The sequence below is a fragment of the Ruegeria sp. AA3 genome, assembly GCF_056542905.1.
The window spans coordinates 35,584-49,872 of the sequence record NZ_JBQGAQ010000001.1; the positions used below are offsets into that span (position 1 = coordinate 35,584).

Below are 14,289 nucleotides of genomic sequence, written 5' to 3' on the forward strand. Positions count from 1 at the left end.
CGCCCACTGAACGCCCGGTTGCGGGTTATGTGTGTTCGGCTCATGTGGCAGGTGGGAATGCGCGTGTCAAGGGTGGGAACGAGGGGCGCTGCCCCTCGCGCACCCCGGGATATTTTTGGCCGGATGAAAAAGGGGTCGGGGAATTGCGAAGCGCGTGATGACGTGCATGATGCGGGAAAAGAAAAGAGGATTTCATGGCAGAGACGAAATTTCTTGAGACAGCGCAGGGGCGACGGCTGGCTTATCACAAGTCTGAAGGAACGGGGCCAACCATCGTTTTTCTGGGCGGATTGAAATCGGACATGGAAGGCACCAAGGCTGTGCATCTTGAGGTCTGGGCCAAGGCGCGAGGGCAGTCTTTCTTACGCTTCGATTATTCGGGGCATGGTGAAAGTTCCGGTGAGTTTACCGACGGGTGCATTGGGGACTGGCACGAGGATACGTTGGCTGCAGTCTCACGGTTGACCGCGGGCCCGTTGATTATTGTGGGATCATCCATGGGCGGATGGCAGGCGTTGTTGCTTGCGCGGGTCATGCCCGAGCGGATTGCGGGTATGGTGACGATCGCTGCAGCACCGGATTTTACCGAGGACGGGTATTGGGCTTCGTTTTCAGATCAGCAGAAATCTGATCTGGAGACCGTTGGGCATGTGGAGCTGCCTTCGGACTATATGGAGCCCTACGTCATTACAAAGCGGATGATTGAAGATGGGCGGCAGCGTCTGGTTTTGCGTTCGCCGCTTGAATTGCCTTTCCCGGTGCGTTTCCTGCAGGGAACGGCAGATACGGCGGTATCCACTGAAACCGCAGTAGGCTTGCTTAACCACGCGTCGGGTCAAGACATGCAGCTTCTGCTAGTCAAAGACGCGGATCACCGATTCTCGGACGGACCGTGCCTTGGTTTGATCGAGCAGGCCGTTCGGGATGTAATAGGAGGCACCTGATGCAGCGCTTTGGCTGGATTTTGGGGCGTCTGCTGCTGGGATTGGCCCTGATTGGTGGTTTGGTCTTCGTATTTGGTCCCCGTGAGCCGGTAGACCTGCATCCCCGTTTCGATCCCCGCAAATTTGGTGAAGGCGTTCAGGTCTATTTTGAAAGCACCGAAACTGCCTATGACGACATCGTGCCGGGCGTCGAAAAGCGTGTGATCTGGCAAGATGGGTTTTACGAGCAGCGAACACCATACGCGGTGCTTTATATCCATGGGTTCTCTGCCTCATCGGAAGAAATCCGGCCGGTTCCTGACCGGGTCGCAGAGGTGCTGGGTGCAAACCTTGTTTATACGCGACTTCAAGGGCATGGGCGCGATGGTGACGCGATGGTCGAAGGCACGGCCTCGGGCTGGATGCGGGATGCGGCCGAAGGGTTGGCTGCGGCCCGGGCGGTTGGAGAGCAGGTCGTTGTAATTTCGACATCTACTGGCGGAACTCTGGCGGCAGCTGCTGCGCTGGATACCGAGCTGAGTGCGGATGTGGCAGCAATGATTTTTGTCTCACCAAACTTTGGAGTGAACATGGCTGCGGCGTGGGCACCAACATTGCCATGGGCGCGCGATTGGTTGCCTCTTTTGATGGGGGACGAGCGGGATGTTTCCAGTTCTGATCCTGAAAAGAACAAGTATTGGACAACAATCTACCCATGGGAGGCGGTTGTACCGATGTCTGCACTTGTAGACGCGGTTTATGCGCTGGACTTTTCAGGCGCACAGATCCCCGCGCTGTTCTGGTTCTCGGATGACGATCAGGTGGTGCGGCCGGACAGAACGCATGAGGTGGCAAAGGCATGGCGAGGCCCGGCCTCGGTTGCATTGGTGACTATGGGTCCCGGGGATGATCCAGCCTCGCACGTTGTGGCGGGGCGGTTGATGTCGCCCGGTCAGACGGATGCAACGGTCTCAGGTATGTTGGAGTGGTTGGCGGAGCAGGGGATTGAGTGATGGAGCAGCGTGTAAGTCTGATCACGATCGGCGTGGAAGACTTGGAAACAGCCGCAGTTTTCTATGAGAAACTGGGTTGGCAACGAGTTGAAAGTCCCGATGGGGTGATTGCGTTTGATCTGATCGGGCAAACGCTGGGCCTCTATCCACTTGCCGCTCTGGCTGACGAAATGGGAGTGGACGTCGCAACTCTGGGACGTGGTGCGATGACGTTAAGCCATAATTGCCGTGCAAAAGATGACGTGGCGGCGCTGATTGACCAGGCGGAACGTGCCGGAGCGGAGGTGCTCAAGCCCGCATCGGACGTCTTCTGGGGCGGACATCACGGGTATTTCCGCGCTCCGGACCAGACGATCTGGGAAATTGCGTTCAACCCCTTCTCGACCTTGGCCGCGGACGGTTCCTTTCGCTGGAACGGGTACTGATCGTGCGTCGGCCGGGCAGCATGTGGAGCCTCGAGAACCTGGGTCGTGTGCGCCTTTCCCGGCATTTCTTCATGCGGGATTTCCTTTATTCCGAAATTGGAAACTTTCACGAGTTACAGAACGTACCTGACAACCCCGATCTTGCGATCGAAACGGGGCGTGCGTTTTGTGAAATACTAATGGATCCACTGGAAGAGACCTTTGGGCGGGTCGCTGTACGCTCGGGCTATCGTTCGCGGTCCTTGAACCGGTTCGGGAACGAGAACAGGTTGAACTGCGCCCGCAATGACAACCCATTAGAGTGCCACATCTGGGACTGGGGCGAAGGCGACGCGCGTGTCGCGGGTGCTTCGGTCGTTATACCATGGTTTGCCGACCGGTATGAACAAGGGCGCGATTGGCAGGATCTTGCGTGGTGGATGCATGACCATCTGGATTACTCTGAAATCTGGTTCTTTCCGAAACTCTGCGCGTTCAATCTGGTGTGGCGGCCCAAGCCTGTAAGGCGGATCGACAGTTATATTGCGCCGCGTGGCTGCTTGTTGCGGGCCGGGGCCGATCCGGAAGAAACGCTGGCACAAAGGCAAGCGCGGTACGCGGATTTTCCGCCATTCAGAGCGATCAATTATCCCTGAAGTTTTGCTTGCCCGCCACTGGCAAACTTCTCATCTTGTAACAAAACAATAAACAACGAGCGGAGGGCGCCAGGGTGATCGAGCCATTGGTTTTTCTGCCCGGATTGATGTGTGACGCGCGGTTGTTTCAGGTGCAGATCACAGCGATGTCGCATGATCGTGCGGTCACGGTTGCACCGATCACCGGTGGCGAGCGGATAGAAGAGATCGCGTCGGGTCTGCTGGATCAGCTACCGCATCGGTTCGCATTGTGCGGGTTTGGCCTGGGTGGAGGCATCGCGCTTGAAATTGTGCGATGCGCGCCCGAGCGGGTGACACGATTATGTCTGATCACGGCAGAGGTGCAGGCGGACACGCCTCAGATCGCTGCAGACCGCGAAGAATTGATCATAGGGGCGCAGGCGGGACGGTTGGACGACGTCATGCGCAGAGTGATCGGCTCAGACATGCTGGCCCCAGGACCGCAACGAATTCCGATTCTCGACAGTGTATTGCAGATGGCCAGGGCGTTGGGGCCGGAAGTATTTGTGCGACAGATGCGATTGTTGCAGCGGCGTCCGGATCAGCAAGGCACGTTGCGACGGATCAAGATGCCGACCGTGATCATGTGCGGTGCTCATGATGCCGAAAACACGGTGCGGAAACACACTTTCGTGGCAGATCTCATTCCGGATGCGGTGCTGCATGTAGTTGATGGAGCTGGACATTTCCCAACACTTGAAGCTCCTAACACAGTAACTGAAACGCTGCTGGACTGGATTCAAACTCCGCTACGTCTGACCTAGTCGTAGAAAGCTGCGCGTTCTTCTTTTGTTAAAATGGTCGGTGGAGCAACGGGGGTGCCCGTCTCGGAATCGAAAAACGGTGTTTTCTTCCAGCTTCCCGACAGGCGCGATTTTAGAACCCGCTTCAGCAATCCCATGGCCGCATAGCGAATTTTTTCATGAGATTGTTTGCCATCAGGCCCGGGCACAAATCCGCGTGTGGTAACGGGACCAAGACTGTTGCTGTCGAGGATGCGTTTCACAATAACCCCCGCGAATGGAAATTTGGGGGTCAATGGCGTTGTTGCCAATGGCGCGTTGCAGCATTTGGCATACCACCGCAACATGCCCTTGGGACTAAGCTGCATCACAGCCAAGTGCTCGGCTCCTCGGTTAATCTCGATTTCTTCCGGGGCCATCTGAAAAATATCGACAGGGCCGGGGGCCGGGTCTGGCTGTTTGAAATACAGTTGGGCTGCGCGACAATCATGGCAGAAGCAGACGACATGGGTGCCTGATTTGACGCCGCGCTCTGTGATGCGGCCAGAAAGCGCGCCGCAGTCGCAGCTGAAGGAGAGTTCCTTAGCCGCGGTGCCGCTCATGCCACTTTGTTGCTATTGGCGGCGCGACGGCGTGGCTTACGGCTATTTTCATTCATGAAATCAATCACAAGCGGGCGGATATTGTCACGCCAGCTGCGGCCCGCGAAAATACCATAGTGGCCAGCGCCAGGTTCGACATGGCTTGCTTTTTTGTTGTCCGGCAGGCCGGTGCACAAATCAAGCGCTGCAATGCACTGACCGGGTGCCGAGATATCGTCGTTCGCGCCTTCAACCGATTTCACTGCGACATCGGTAATCTTGCCGATATCCACCTTGTGTCCGGCGACAACAAATTCGTTCCGCGCAATCTCGCGGTTCTTAAAGACCCGTTCGACGGTTGAAAGGTAGAACTCGGCCGTCATGTCCATCACGGCAAGATATTCATCATAGAACCGGTTGTGGGCATCGTGATCCGAAGCTTCATCCCGGATCACCCGCTGGATTTGGTCCGAAAACGCCTTGCTGTGACGTTCGGCATTCATCGACATGAACGAGGCAAGTTGCAGCAGGCCGGGGTAGACCATGCGACCGACCCCTTTGTATTTGAAACCAACGCGCTGGATCATGGTCTCTTCCAGTTGGCCCATTGTGACGCGGCGACCAAAATCCGTGACCTCGGTTGGTGTCGCATCGGGATCAACCGGCCCTCCGATCAGGGTCAGTGTACTGGGCTGCGCCTTTGGTTCGACTTCGGCCAGATAGGCCGTTGCCGCCAACGTCAGAGGGGCGGGCTGGCAAACAGCGACAACATGTGTGTCGGGCCCGAGCTCTTTCATAAAATCGACAAGGTAGAGGGTGTAATCCTCAACATCGAATTTGCCTTCGGACACGGGGATATCGCGCGCATTATGCCAATCAGTGATGTAAACTTCACAATTGACCAACAAGCTTTTGACGGTCGAGCGCAGCAGCGTTGCATAATGGCCCGACATGGGCGCCACCAGCAGAACTTTGCGAGGCTGCTCTTCGCGCCCGTTGACGCGGAAGTGGATCAGATCGCCGAACGGGCGCTCAAGCACTGTTGTGACATCGACCAAATGGTCCTTGCCATCTTCGCAGGTGAAGGTGCGAATACCCCAATCGGGTTTGACGATCATACGTTGGAACGTTCGCTCGGTTACTTCACCCCAGGCTGCCATCCAGTTGAAGGCTGGATTGGGTGTCATCGAAAACAGGGGATAGGACGCCATCGCGCTTGCGGTTGCACCAAGCCATTGGTTGGTGTTACGCATGGTTTCCATCAGGTCGTAAGTCATCATGTAGCGCATCGAATGTGCCTCCTGAGTATCAGCCTGAGAATTCGGACCATTCGCCGCTTTGCCCCCCGACGCCTACGACGTTATTCTGCACAGCAGCGAGACTAGGGGGGAATTGTTAAAATGACAACTACCGACGACCAGACGCCAGAATTGCCTGAAGAACATATTGAACGACTTAAAGAAAATATGGGCAAAGTCGAAGAATTGTCCAAACGCCTCGTCGAAGTCATGGCGGGAAAAACGCCGCATACCCCTGCGTTAGACGGCCCGAATCAAGAGCTTTTTGCAAAAGCAGCAACAGCCTATTGGGCTGATGTTATGCAAAACCCTTCAAAGCTGCTGGAACAACAGATCGAGTATTGGGGAAAGTCAGTACTCAACTTTGCCGAAGCGCAGAAAGCGATGACTTCTGGCGAAAGCGAAGAGCCGGACGCCCCAGTCAAAGATAAGCGGTTTTCCAACCCGATGTGGGACACCAACCCCTATTTCCGCTTGATCCGCCAGCAATACCAGACCAATGCTGATGCGATCGCTCAGGCTGTCGCATCTGTTGATGATCTAGACACCAAAGACAAACAGCGCCTGCGTTATTTCTCGCAACAGATCATCGATATGATGGCACCGACCAATTTTCTGGCCACCAACCCCGATGCCCTGGAGAAAGCCGTCGAGACTGAAGGTCAATCATTAATACAAGGGCTTGAAAACCTCGTATCCGATCTTGAGGCCAATGACGGCGAGATGGTTGTTCGGCTCGCCGACGAAAGCGCCTTTGAGATCGGTGGCAATATCGCGACAACGCCCGGAGACGTCGTTTACCGCAACCGGATGATGGAACTGATCCAATATAAACCGGTGACCGAGACGGTGCATGAAACCCCCATCGTTCTGTTCCCGCCCTGGATCAACAAGTTCTATATCCTCGACCTGAAGGCCCAGAACAGCCTGATCAAATGGGTGACCGAGCAGGGCTATACCCTGTTAGTGGTCAGCTGGGTCAATGCCGATAGCTCTCATGCTGATATCGGGATGGAAGACTATATTCAGGAAGGGTTTCTGACTGCCATCGAAGAGGCCAAGAAAATCTGCAAGGTCAAGCAGGTCAACGCGGTAGGCTACTGCATTGCTGGAACGACACTCAGCCTAACCCTTTCGCTAATGAAGCAACGCGGCGACAAATCGGTCAAATCGGCTACATTCTTCACAACCTTGACGGACTTTGGAGAGCAGGGTGAATTTACGCCGTTCCTGCAAAACGATTTCGTAGATGGGATCGAAGATCAGGTTTCAAAAGACGGGGTGCTGAAGGCCTGGATCATTGGCCGGACGATGTCCTTCCTGCGATCACGGGATCTGATCTACACACCGGCGATCCGCAGCTACATGATGGGAGAGACGCCGCCCGCGTTTGATCTGCTTTACTGGAACGGGGATGGGGCCAATCTGCCCGGTAAGATGGCGATCCAGTATCTGCGCGGTTTATGTCAGAGCAATGGTTTCGTGACGGACGGGTTCGAATTGCTGGGGCAGAAGCTGCATATCAAAGATGTGGATGTACCGCTGATGGCGATTACCTGTGAAACAGACCATATCGCCGCGTGGAAGGATTGCTATCGCGGGGTGCAGCAGATGGGTTCGAAGTCAAAGACCTTTGTAGTGTCCGAGTCCGGCCACATCGCTGGCATCGTGAACCCGCCGAGCAAGAAGAAATATGGTCACTACACCAATCCTGATCTTAAGTCTGATGCCGATACCTGGCTGAAAGAGGCTGACTTCCACGCAGGTTCGTGGTGGCCGATGTGGGAAGCTTGGTTGAAAAAACGGTCGGGCAAGCAGGTTCCGGCTCGGGATACCGGCGATTCGGATCATCCGCGCTTATGTCCGGCTCCGGGGGCCTATGTTTTGGTCAAGGCAAGCCGCTGATATCATTCTGAAACTAAAAATATTCTGCATCGCAGCAAGAAAAAACTTGCAATGCTGCGATGCAGCAATCATATTGCCTTCAAGCTGATGAACACCGGGGTGGGCCCGGAACGGCTAGAAGGATTTAGGACAATGGCAAAGACCCAAGACTTTACCGCGACCCTGAAAGACATGATGGGCGCGTTCCCGGTTGACACAACCGCTCTGGAAGACGCATTCAAATCGACTGCTTCGCTGAACGAAAAGCTGTCGGGCGTTGCTCTGGACGCAGCTGAAAAATCGGCTGAAATCTCGAACAAATGGACCAAAGAAACTCTGGCCAAACTGACCGAGATGTCGAAAGCAAAAACCGAGCCTGCAGATTACGCAAAAGCCGCAACCGACTTCGCAAGCGCGTCGGCTGAAGTTGCTGCTGAAAACCTGGCTGCTTTCGCTGAGATTGCGAAAAAAGTTCAGACCGAAACCGTTGAGCTGCTGATGGCGGCTGGCAAAGACGCTGCAGAAGATGCAACCGCAGCTGTCAAAAAAGCCACCAACGAGGTGACTGCTGCCGCAAAGAAAGCAGCAACTGCAAAGTAAGATAAGACTGCGACTTAGCACCCATTCCTCCCAAATGGTGCAATCGCTGCGGGCAGGTCGCTTGACCTGCCCTTTCTTTTTGTTCTGCAGTCGCATAACCTCTGCTGCAACGCATCATCCTTGGGGAGGGTACAGGGTGTCGGAACAAGAAAAACCTCTGCTGATCAAGCGTTATGCCAGCCGTCGGCTGTATAACACTGAGACTAGCGATTACGTGACGCTTGAAGATATCGCGGGCTTTATTCGCGACGGGCGTGAGGTGCAGATCATCGACCTGAAAACCGGCGATGACCTGACCCGCCAATATTTGCTTCAAATCATTGCCGAACACGAAAGCCGTGGCGAGAATGTGCTGCCGGTCAACGTGCTAAATGATCTTGTCCGTAGCTACATGGTGCCGGGCGGGGGTATGATGCCGCAATTCCTGCAGAGCTCGTTCGAGATGCTGCGTGAAAGCCAGTCCAAGATGATGGAAAACATGAATGCGATGAACCCGATGTCGCAGATGCCGGGTTTCGACGCGATGCAGGCGCAGCAAAAGGCTTTCCTGAAGGCCATGACCGGGGGTTTGGCTGGCAACTGGTCCAGCCCCGAGCAAGAGGCTGATGCACCGTCCGAGCCGAAAGAAGATCTGGACGACATTAAGAAGCAGCTTGCCGATTTGCAGCAGAAGCTTTCAAAGCTGAGCTGATTTTACCGATGCGCTGGCTGTTTGTGCTGTGCACGGTGCTTTGGGCATTCCAGACTGCAGCACAAGGGCAGTTCACGTCGATCTGGGAACCTGTCTGCACATTAGGACAGGATTCCGCTGCGGGCTGCGATGATATCCGCGCGCGCGAAATTCTGGACGCTTCGACTGAACCTTGGCGCGCGATAGGGCGCGTCAATTTTGCCAGTCGTAGCCAACGGTCGCACTGCACGGGCGTTCTTGTCGCTGAACATTTGGTTCTGACCGCAGCGCATTGTCTGTTCAACACTGCCCGTCAACGCTGGATCCCTCCTGGCAGCATTCGCTTTGCATCGGGTTATCAACGCGGTGAGGCCATTGCTGTTTCATCCGTCGCTGCCTACCGACTTAATGCAGAGCAGGGTGTTGGAGGTCGTTTCAACAATCGCGCTGATCTGGATTGGGCCGTATTGGAACTGGACCAACCAATTGGAGCCCAGTTGGGCTTTTTCCCAATTTCTCAGACCGCTGAGAGGGGCGGTTCGGTCGTAGGGTATCCCGGATTGCGCCCGCATGTGCTGAGTCAAACGGGCTCATGTGCCCCAAACCCGTCAGGTGATGGGCTATTCCATGGGATTTGCCCGGTCATGATGGGAGATTCTGGTGCACCGTTCCTCGTACAAACCGATGCGGGCCTCGCCGTTGCAGGAATACTATCGCGTATTGCACCAACCCCCGATGGGATTGATGCATTGTTTCTGTCTATACAGGAGTTCGATCTGGGCAGGCGTTAGAGTTAGGTTCCATAAACCGGCATCGGACCAACAACTTCACCAATCGAGGCCAGTAGGATGTCGGCAATGACGTCCAGCTCTTCGCGTGTCAGGCGCACAGGCAGGCGCACATCACAGGCCTTCATCAACATCGCGCGGGTCTGCGGCAGATCAAACTGCTCGGGCAGGAACTGCCAGTTCCAGAAGGCGCGGGCATTGTCCTGGCTCAAGCCAAACACCTGCACTTTGACACCACGCGCTTCGGCAGCAGCGGCGAAGGCGCGAATTTCTTCGTCGTTAAGGTCAACCAGATTAAACTGGATTGAATCCGGTGCGCGCTGCTCGGGCGCCAGAGGGGCAGGGACATCGAGATAGGGCGACGTGTTCAGTCGATCAGCCACATAGTCATGGTTTGCCAGCCCGTCGCGCACTCGGCGGGCCAGTTCGGGGATTTGCGGGCGAATGACTGCGGCGCTGAGGTTGCTCATGCGCAAGTTATACAGTGGCAATCGGTTCTGCCATTTGGCAAAGGCCTGTTCCAGCTCTGACGAGCCCGAGTGTTTTTTCCAGTTATGCTCGTACGCACCCGACATGATGACCGCCTGAGCAACCAGATCAGCATCATCGCTAACCAGAATGCCACCTTCACCGGCGTTGATCATCTTGTAAGACTGGAACGAGAAGCAGCCTACCTTGCCGATAGTGCCAATATTACGCCCATGCCAGGTTGTGCCCAGTGAATGGGCCGCGTCTTCGATCACAGGGATATCGAGTGCGTCACACAACTCCATGATGGCGTCCATATCCGAAGTATGGCCGCGCATGTGGCTAATGATCACCGCCTGCACGCTGTCGAGCTTGGCGGCGAAGTCGGCCATATCGACGCGATAATTGTCGCCGACTTCGCACAGAACCGGAATGCAATCCGCGTGCACGATTGAAGACGGCACGGCCGCAAAGGTAAATCCGGGAATCAGAACCCGCGCATCGCGGGGTAAGCCCAACGCTTTGAGCGACAGAAATAGTGCTGCGGAACAGGACGAAACAGCGAGCGCGTATTTCGTGCCAAGTAGTTCTGCGAATTCTGTTTCCAGCAGGGCGACAGGCGCATCCTGCGGGGCGGTATAGCGGAACAGATCGCCTGACTTCATCAGGGCGTCGATGGCGTCTCTTGCGGCTGCGGGGATAGGTTCGGCTTCATGAACGTTGGGTACAAGCGTCATATTTGGATTTCCCGAATTTTATCTTTGGGAAATATAAATTCGATGCTCTGACAAGCCAAGTCCCAATTCGCATCGTCAGCGAGATTTCACCAATTCGTCGTATGGAATGTGTTCAGATGCCCAGCCTGTCGCGCGTCGCGTACCAAGTCATCGCCAAGATCAACAGGGGCGTTCGCAATGCGGGTCCACCAGGGAATGGCAGCGCAGGAACGCGGGCCATGGTCTCAAACCCCTCAGCCTGTCCCTGAATCGCCAGTGCCATTAGTTGCCCCGCATGGGTCGCAGTGCCAACGCCGTGACCGGAATAACCCGAGGCGGACAGGATATTCGGTGCGATCCGGGCGAGGTAGGGCATACGCCGCATGGTGATACCGAGGGTTCCACCCCAAGCATAGTCAATCTTGACGTCTCGCAGATGCGGGTAAATCTCGGTCATCGGTTTGCGCACCTTGGCGGCGATGTCCTCGGGGAAACGATAACCATAGCTTTCGCCACCCCCAAACAGCAGCCTTCCATCTGCACTTAACCGGAAGTAGTTCACCACGAATTTCGTGTCAGCAACGGCGATATCCTTGGCCAATACCTTTTGCGCCTCGGCGCCCAATGGCTCGGTTGCCGCGATGAAATTGTTGATGGGCATCACACGCGATGCAACTTGCCGGTTCAGATCGCCGAGATATCCGTTGCAGGCCAGAATAACGTTATCTGCGGTGATCTTGCCTTTTTCCGTGCGCACAGTCACGCGAGCGCCCTGATCGATGCCAAGAACCTCGGTGTCTTCATGCAGTCGTAACCCCGCTCCGACCGCGGCGCGCGCGAGGCCAAGCGCATAGTTCAACGGATGCAAATGCGCCGCACCATTGTCCAGATACCCACCCGCATAGGCAGGTGAGGGACAAAGCCCGCGCGCAGCATCGGCATCCAGGGCTTCGATTTGGTCGTATTTGTATCTGCCCGACAGATGCGCCGCGTGATCATGTAGCTCAGCGCGCTCCGAGTCGTTGAAGCCCAGAACAGCAATTCCTGGCTTCAGATCGCAGTCGATCTGATGCTTTGAGATCAGTGATTTGACCAGATCCTTTGCATCTTCGGCCAGATCCCAAAGCTTTAAGGCGTCGTCATCGCCAACGAGCCGCTCAAGATCCTCCTGGTCCATCCGCTGTGCGCTGCCCAGTTGGCCTCCGTTGCGACCCGAAGCGCCAAAGCCCGCGCGGTGAGCTTCGAGCAGGACAACATCGAACCCGGCCTCAGCTAAATGCAAAGCGGCCGAAAGGCCCGTATATCCGCCCCCGACAATGCAGACGTCCGCGGTGTGGTCGCCTACAAGTGCCGGATAGCGGTCGAATGGATGCGCAGTCGCGGCGTACCAGCTCGGCGGGTACTCCGCCTTGCGATCATTGGAATACAGCAGGTTCATCGCGTCGTTGCCTTAGACGTTCATCAGCAGATGCTCGCGTTCCCACGGGGAAATGACCTGCAAGAACTCTTCGTACTCAGCACGCTTGACGATGCCGTAGACGCGGGCGAATTCAGGACCCAGAACTTCGTGCAGGGCTGTTGCTTCATCAAACAAGTCCAGGGCTTCACCCATGATCTGAGGGATATCGCCGTCGCCTTCATAGGCGTCACCGTAGAATTGGCGGCGTGGGCGTTCTTGCTGAATCAGCCCCAAATAGCCGCAGGCCAGTGACAATGCGATGCCCAGATAAGGGTTGCAGTCCATGCCTGCGATGCGATTCTCGACCCGTCGCGCCTCGGGGCCGGACAGAGGTACGCGAATGCCGGTTGTGCGGTTGTCGCGCGCCCACTCCAGATTGATCGGAGCCGCGTGGTCTTTGACGTAGCGGCGATAAGAATTCACATACGGCGCCATCACCGCAAGCCCTGCGGGCAGGTGGTTTTGCAAGCCGGCGATGAAGTTGTAGAAGGCGTCCGTTTCTCCGCCCTGAGGGCCCGAGAAAATATTTTGACCCGATTCCATATCGATAATCGAGTGATGGATGTGCATGGCCGAGCCCGGCTCATCTTCGATCGGTTTCGCCATGAACGTCGCAAAGCAGTTGTGACGCAGCGCGGCTTCGCGGATCAGACGTTTGAAGTAGAATACCTCATCGGCCAGTTTTACAGGATCGCCATGACGCAGATTGATCTCTAATTGACCGGCCCCGCCTTCTTGCGTGATCCCGTCGATTTCAAACCCCTGAAACTCGGCAAAGTCGTAGATGTCGTCGATCACCGGCCCGAATTCATCGACCGCCGTCATCGAATAGGCCTGCCGCGCCGCCGCCGGACGGCCCGAGCGGCCCATCATCGGCTTGATCCCTTGCGCCGGGTCTACATTCGGCGCGACAAGGAAAAATTCCATCTCAGGGGCGACAACCGGCTTCCAACCCTTGTCATGGTACATCTTCACAACGCGTTTAAGCACATTGCGCGGGCTGAAGGGGATCGGTTCCCCATCCCGGTCGAACGCGTCGTGAATCACCTGCAACGTCCAGTCACCCGTCCAGGGTGCGGCCGACGCAGTTGAGAAATCAGGCTTCAGGATCATGTCGCGTTCAATGAAACCATCTTCACCTGCGGCTTCGCCCCAATCCCCAGTAATAGTTTGGTAGAAAATACTGTCGGGTAGGTGAAAATAAGATTGCTTTGCGAATTTCGACGCCGGGACCGCCTTGCCGCGGGCGATGCCGGGCAGGTCAGAGATGATGCATTCAACTTCATCCAGCCGTTTGCCTTCGAAATAGGTGCGCGCCGCTTCAGGCAGCTGATCTGTCCAGTCGGCCATCAGGCCCTCGCTTTCTTTAGGAATTCTGCCATGTGGCGACCGATTTTGGCATTGTCATCCGGGGCATCATGCCGGTTCGCGGCCGCCTGCATCAACGCATCAGGAACCACACCTTTGCCTCGGGTCTCCATCAAGCCCTGAATGAAGTCATTTCCATATTCAGGATGGGCCTGCACGGTCCAGATCGTATCGCCATAAGTGACCATGGCGTTTTGGCAAAAGTCATTCGTGCCAGTGACCACAGCACCTTCGGGCAGTTGGGTCACCTGATCCTGATGCCATGCGTTCAGGGAGACGGTTTGATCGCCAAAACGATAATCGGTGCGTCCAATGGCCCAACCATCTTTGAACTTTTCCACTTTTCCACCAAGGGCTTGCGCGATGATCTGGTGACCAAAGCAGACACCGATCAGCGGGTTTCCGGTTTTCTGAATGTCCCGGATCAATTGCTCGAGTGGTGGTATCCACGGGTGATCTTCGTAAGCACCATGGCGTGAGCCCGTGATGACCCATCCATCCGCCTGATGTGCGTCCTCAGGAAACTCGCCATCGACGACTGCATATGTCTGGAATTCGAAGCCGTTCCCGCCCAGCAATGCACGAAACATTCCATCATATTCCCCGAATTGATCATACAATTCGTCGGGTGGGTGGCCGGTTACAAGGATGCCGATTTTCATAGTTCACCAAATTTGATCAAATTTATTCTAGCGGA

15 protein-coding genes are annotated in these 14,289 nt (G+C 55.7%); 9 read left to right on the forward strand and 6 right to left on the reverse strand.

Annotated features, from left to right (window positions below):
- Positions 1-194 precede the first annotated feature (194 nt).
- The 5 genes from ACR0JR_RS00215 to ACR0JR_RS00235 all read left to right on the forward strand — a co-directional run bounded on the left by ACR0JR_RS00215 (position 195) and on the right by ACR0JR_RS00235 (position 3,781).
- The gene (locus ACR0JR_RS00215) at positions 195-944 is read left to right on the forward strand and encodes an alpha/beta fold hydrolase (protein ID WP_480454587.1); all 750 of its coding nucleotides are present in this window, start codon (positions 195-197) and stop codon (positions 942-944) included.
- Positions 944-1,936, forward strand: coding sequence for an alpha/beta hydrolase (locus ACR0JR_RS00220; protein WP_480454588.1), 993 nt, complete (start codon positions 944-946; stop codon positions 1,934-1,936). The genes ACR0JR_RS00215 and ACR0JR_RS00220 overlap by 1 nt, the downstream gene beginning before the upstream one ends.
- Positions 1,936-2,361 (forward strand): VOC family protein, encoded by a 426-nt coding sequence (locus ACR0JR_RS00225; RefSeq protein WP_170770302.1) that lies wholly within the window; start codon positions 1,936-1,938, stop codon positions 2,359-2,361. The genes ACR0JR_RS00220 and ACR0JR_RS00225 overlap by 1 nt, the downstream gene beginning before the upstream one ends.
- Positions 2,362-2,381: 20 nt before the next feature.
- Positions 2,382-2,996 (forward strand): hypothetical protein, encoded by a 615-nt coding sequence (locus ACR0JR_RS00230; protein WP_480454589.1) that lies wholly within the window; start codon positions 2,382-2,384, stop codon positions 2,994-2,996.
- 74 nt (positions 2,997-3,070) lie between these two features.
- The gene (locus tag ACR0JR_RS00235) at positions 3,071-3,781 is read left to right on the forward strand and encodes an alpha/beta fold hydrolase (protein WP_480454590.1); all 711 of its coding nucleotides are present in this window, start codon (positions 3,071-3,073) and stop codon (positions 3,779-3,781) included.
- Here ACR0JR_RS00235 and ACR0JR_RS00240 read toward each other — a convergent pair.
- Both ACR0JR_RS00240 and phaZ read right to left on the reverse strand, forming a co-directional pair.
- A complete protein-coding gene (locus ACR0JR_RS00240; RefSeq protein ID WP_480454591.1) occupies positions 3,778-4,362 on the reverse strand; it encodes a DUF6151 family protein in 585 nt (194 codons plus the stop codon). The two genes, ACR0JR_RS00235 and ACR0JR_RS00240, sit on opposite strands and share 4 nt — an antisense overlap.
- On the reverse strand, positions 4,359-5,630 hold the full coding sequence (gene phaZ / locus ACR0JR_RS00245; protein WP_480454592.1) for a polyhydroxyalkanoate depolymerase: 1,272 nt from the start codon (positions 5,628-5,630) through the stop codon (positions 4,359-4,361). Before phaZ ends, ACR0JR_RS00240 begins: the two co-directional genes overlap by 4 nt.
- A 111-nt stretch (positions 5,631-5,741) precedes the next feature.
- Here phaZ and ACR0JR_RS00250 point away from each other — a divergent pair, with 111 nt between their 5' ends.
- The 4 genes from ACR0JR_RS00250 to ACR0JR_RS00265 all read left to right on the forward strand — a co-directional run bounded on the left by ACR0JR_RS00250 (position 5,742) and on the right by ACR0JR_RS00265 (position 9,584).
- Positions 5,742-7,544 (forward strand): PHA/PHB synthase family protein, encoded by a 1,803-nt coding sequence (locus tag ACR0JR_RS00250; protein WP_480454593.1) that lies wholly within the window; start codon positions 5,742-5,744, stop codon positions 7,542-7,544.
- A 132-nt stretch (positions 7,545-7,676) separates the two neighbouring features.
- Positions 7,677-8,123 (forward strand): phasin family protein, encoded by a 447-nt coding sequence (locus tag ACR0JR_RS00255; RefSeq protein ID WP_029621740.1) that lies wholly within the window; start codon positions 7,677-7,679, stop codon positions 8,121-8,123.
- Positions 8,124-8,259: 136 nt separating this feature from the next.
- On the forward strand, positions 8,260-8,814 hold the full coding sequence (gene phaR, locus ACR0JR_RS00260; protein ID WP_170469152.1) for a polyhydroxyalkanoate synthesis repressor PhaR: 555 nt from the start codon (positions 8,260-8,262) through the stop codon (positions 8,812-8,814).
- Between the two features lie 8 nt (positions 8,815-8,822).
- Positions 8,823-9,584: a trypsin-like serine peptidase gene (locus ACR0JR_RS00265; RefSeq protein WP_480454594.1), complete on the forward strand. Its 762-nt coding sequence runs from the start codon at positions 8,823-8,825 to the stop codon at positions 9,582-9,584.
- 2 nt (positions 9,585-9,586) lie between these two features.
- Here ACR0JR_RS00265 and ACR0JR_RS00270 read toward each other — a convergent pair whose 3' ends face one another.
- The 4 genes from ACR0JR_RS00270 to ACR0JR_RS00285 form a co-directional block, all read right to left on the reverse strand.
- A complete protein-coding gene (locus ACR0JR_RS00270) occupies positions 9,587-10,786 on the reverse strand; it encodes a DegT/DnrJ/EryC1/StrS family aminotransferase (RefSeq protein WP_480454595.1) in 1,200 nt (399 codons plus the stop codon).
- A 112-nt stretch (positions 10,787-10,898) separates the two neighbouring features.
- Positions 10,899-12,203, reverse strand: coding sequence for an NAD(P)/FAD-dependent oxidoreductase (locus ACR0JR_RS00275; RefSeq protein ID WP_480454596.1), 1,305 nt, complete (start codon positions 12,201-12,203; stop codon positions 10,899-10,901).
- A gap of 12 nt (positions 12,204-12,215) precedes the next feature.
- Positions 12,216-13,574: a glutamine synthetase family protein gene (locus ACR0JR_RS00280; RefSeq protein ID WP_480454597.1), complete on the reverse strand. Its 1,359-nt coding sequence runs from the start codon at positions 13,572-13,574 to the stop codon at positions 12,216-12,218.
- On the reverse strand, positions 13,574-14,254 hold the full coding sequence (locus tag ACR0JR_RS00285) for a type 1 glutamine amidotransferase (RefSeq protein ID WP_170779133.1): 681 nt from the start codon (positions 14,252-14,254) through the stop codon (positions 13,574-13,576). Before ACR0JR_RS00285 ends, ACR0JR_RS00280 begins: the two co-directional genes overlap by 1 nt.
- Between the last annotated feature and the right edge of the window lie 35 nt (positions 14,255-14,289).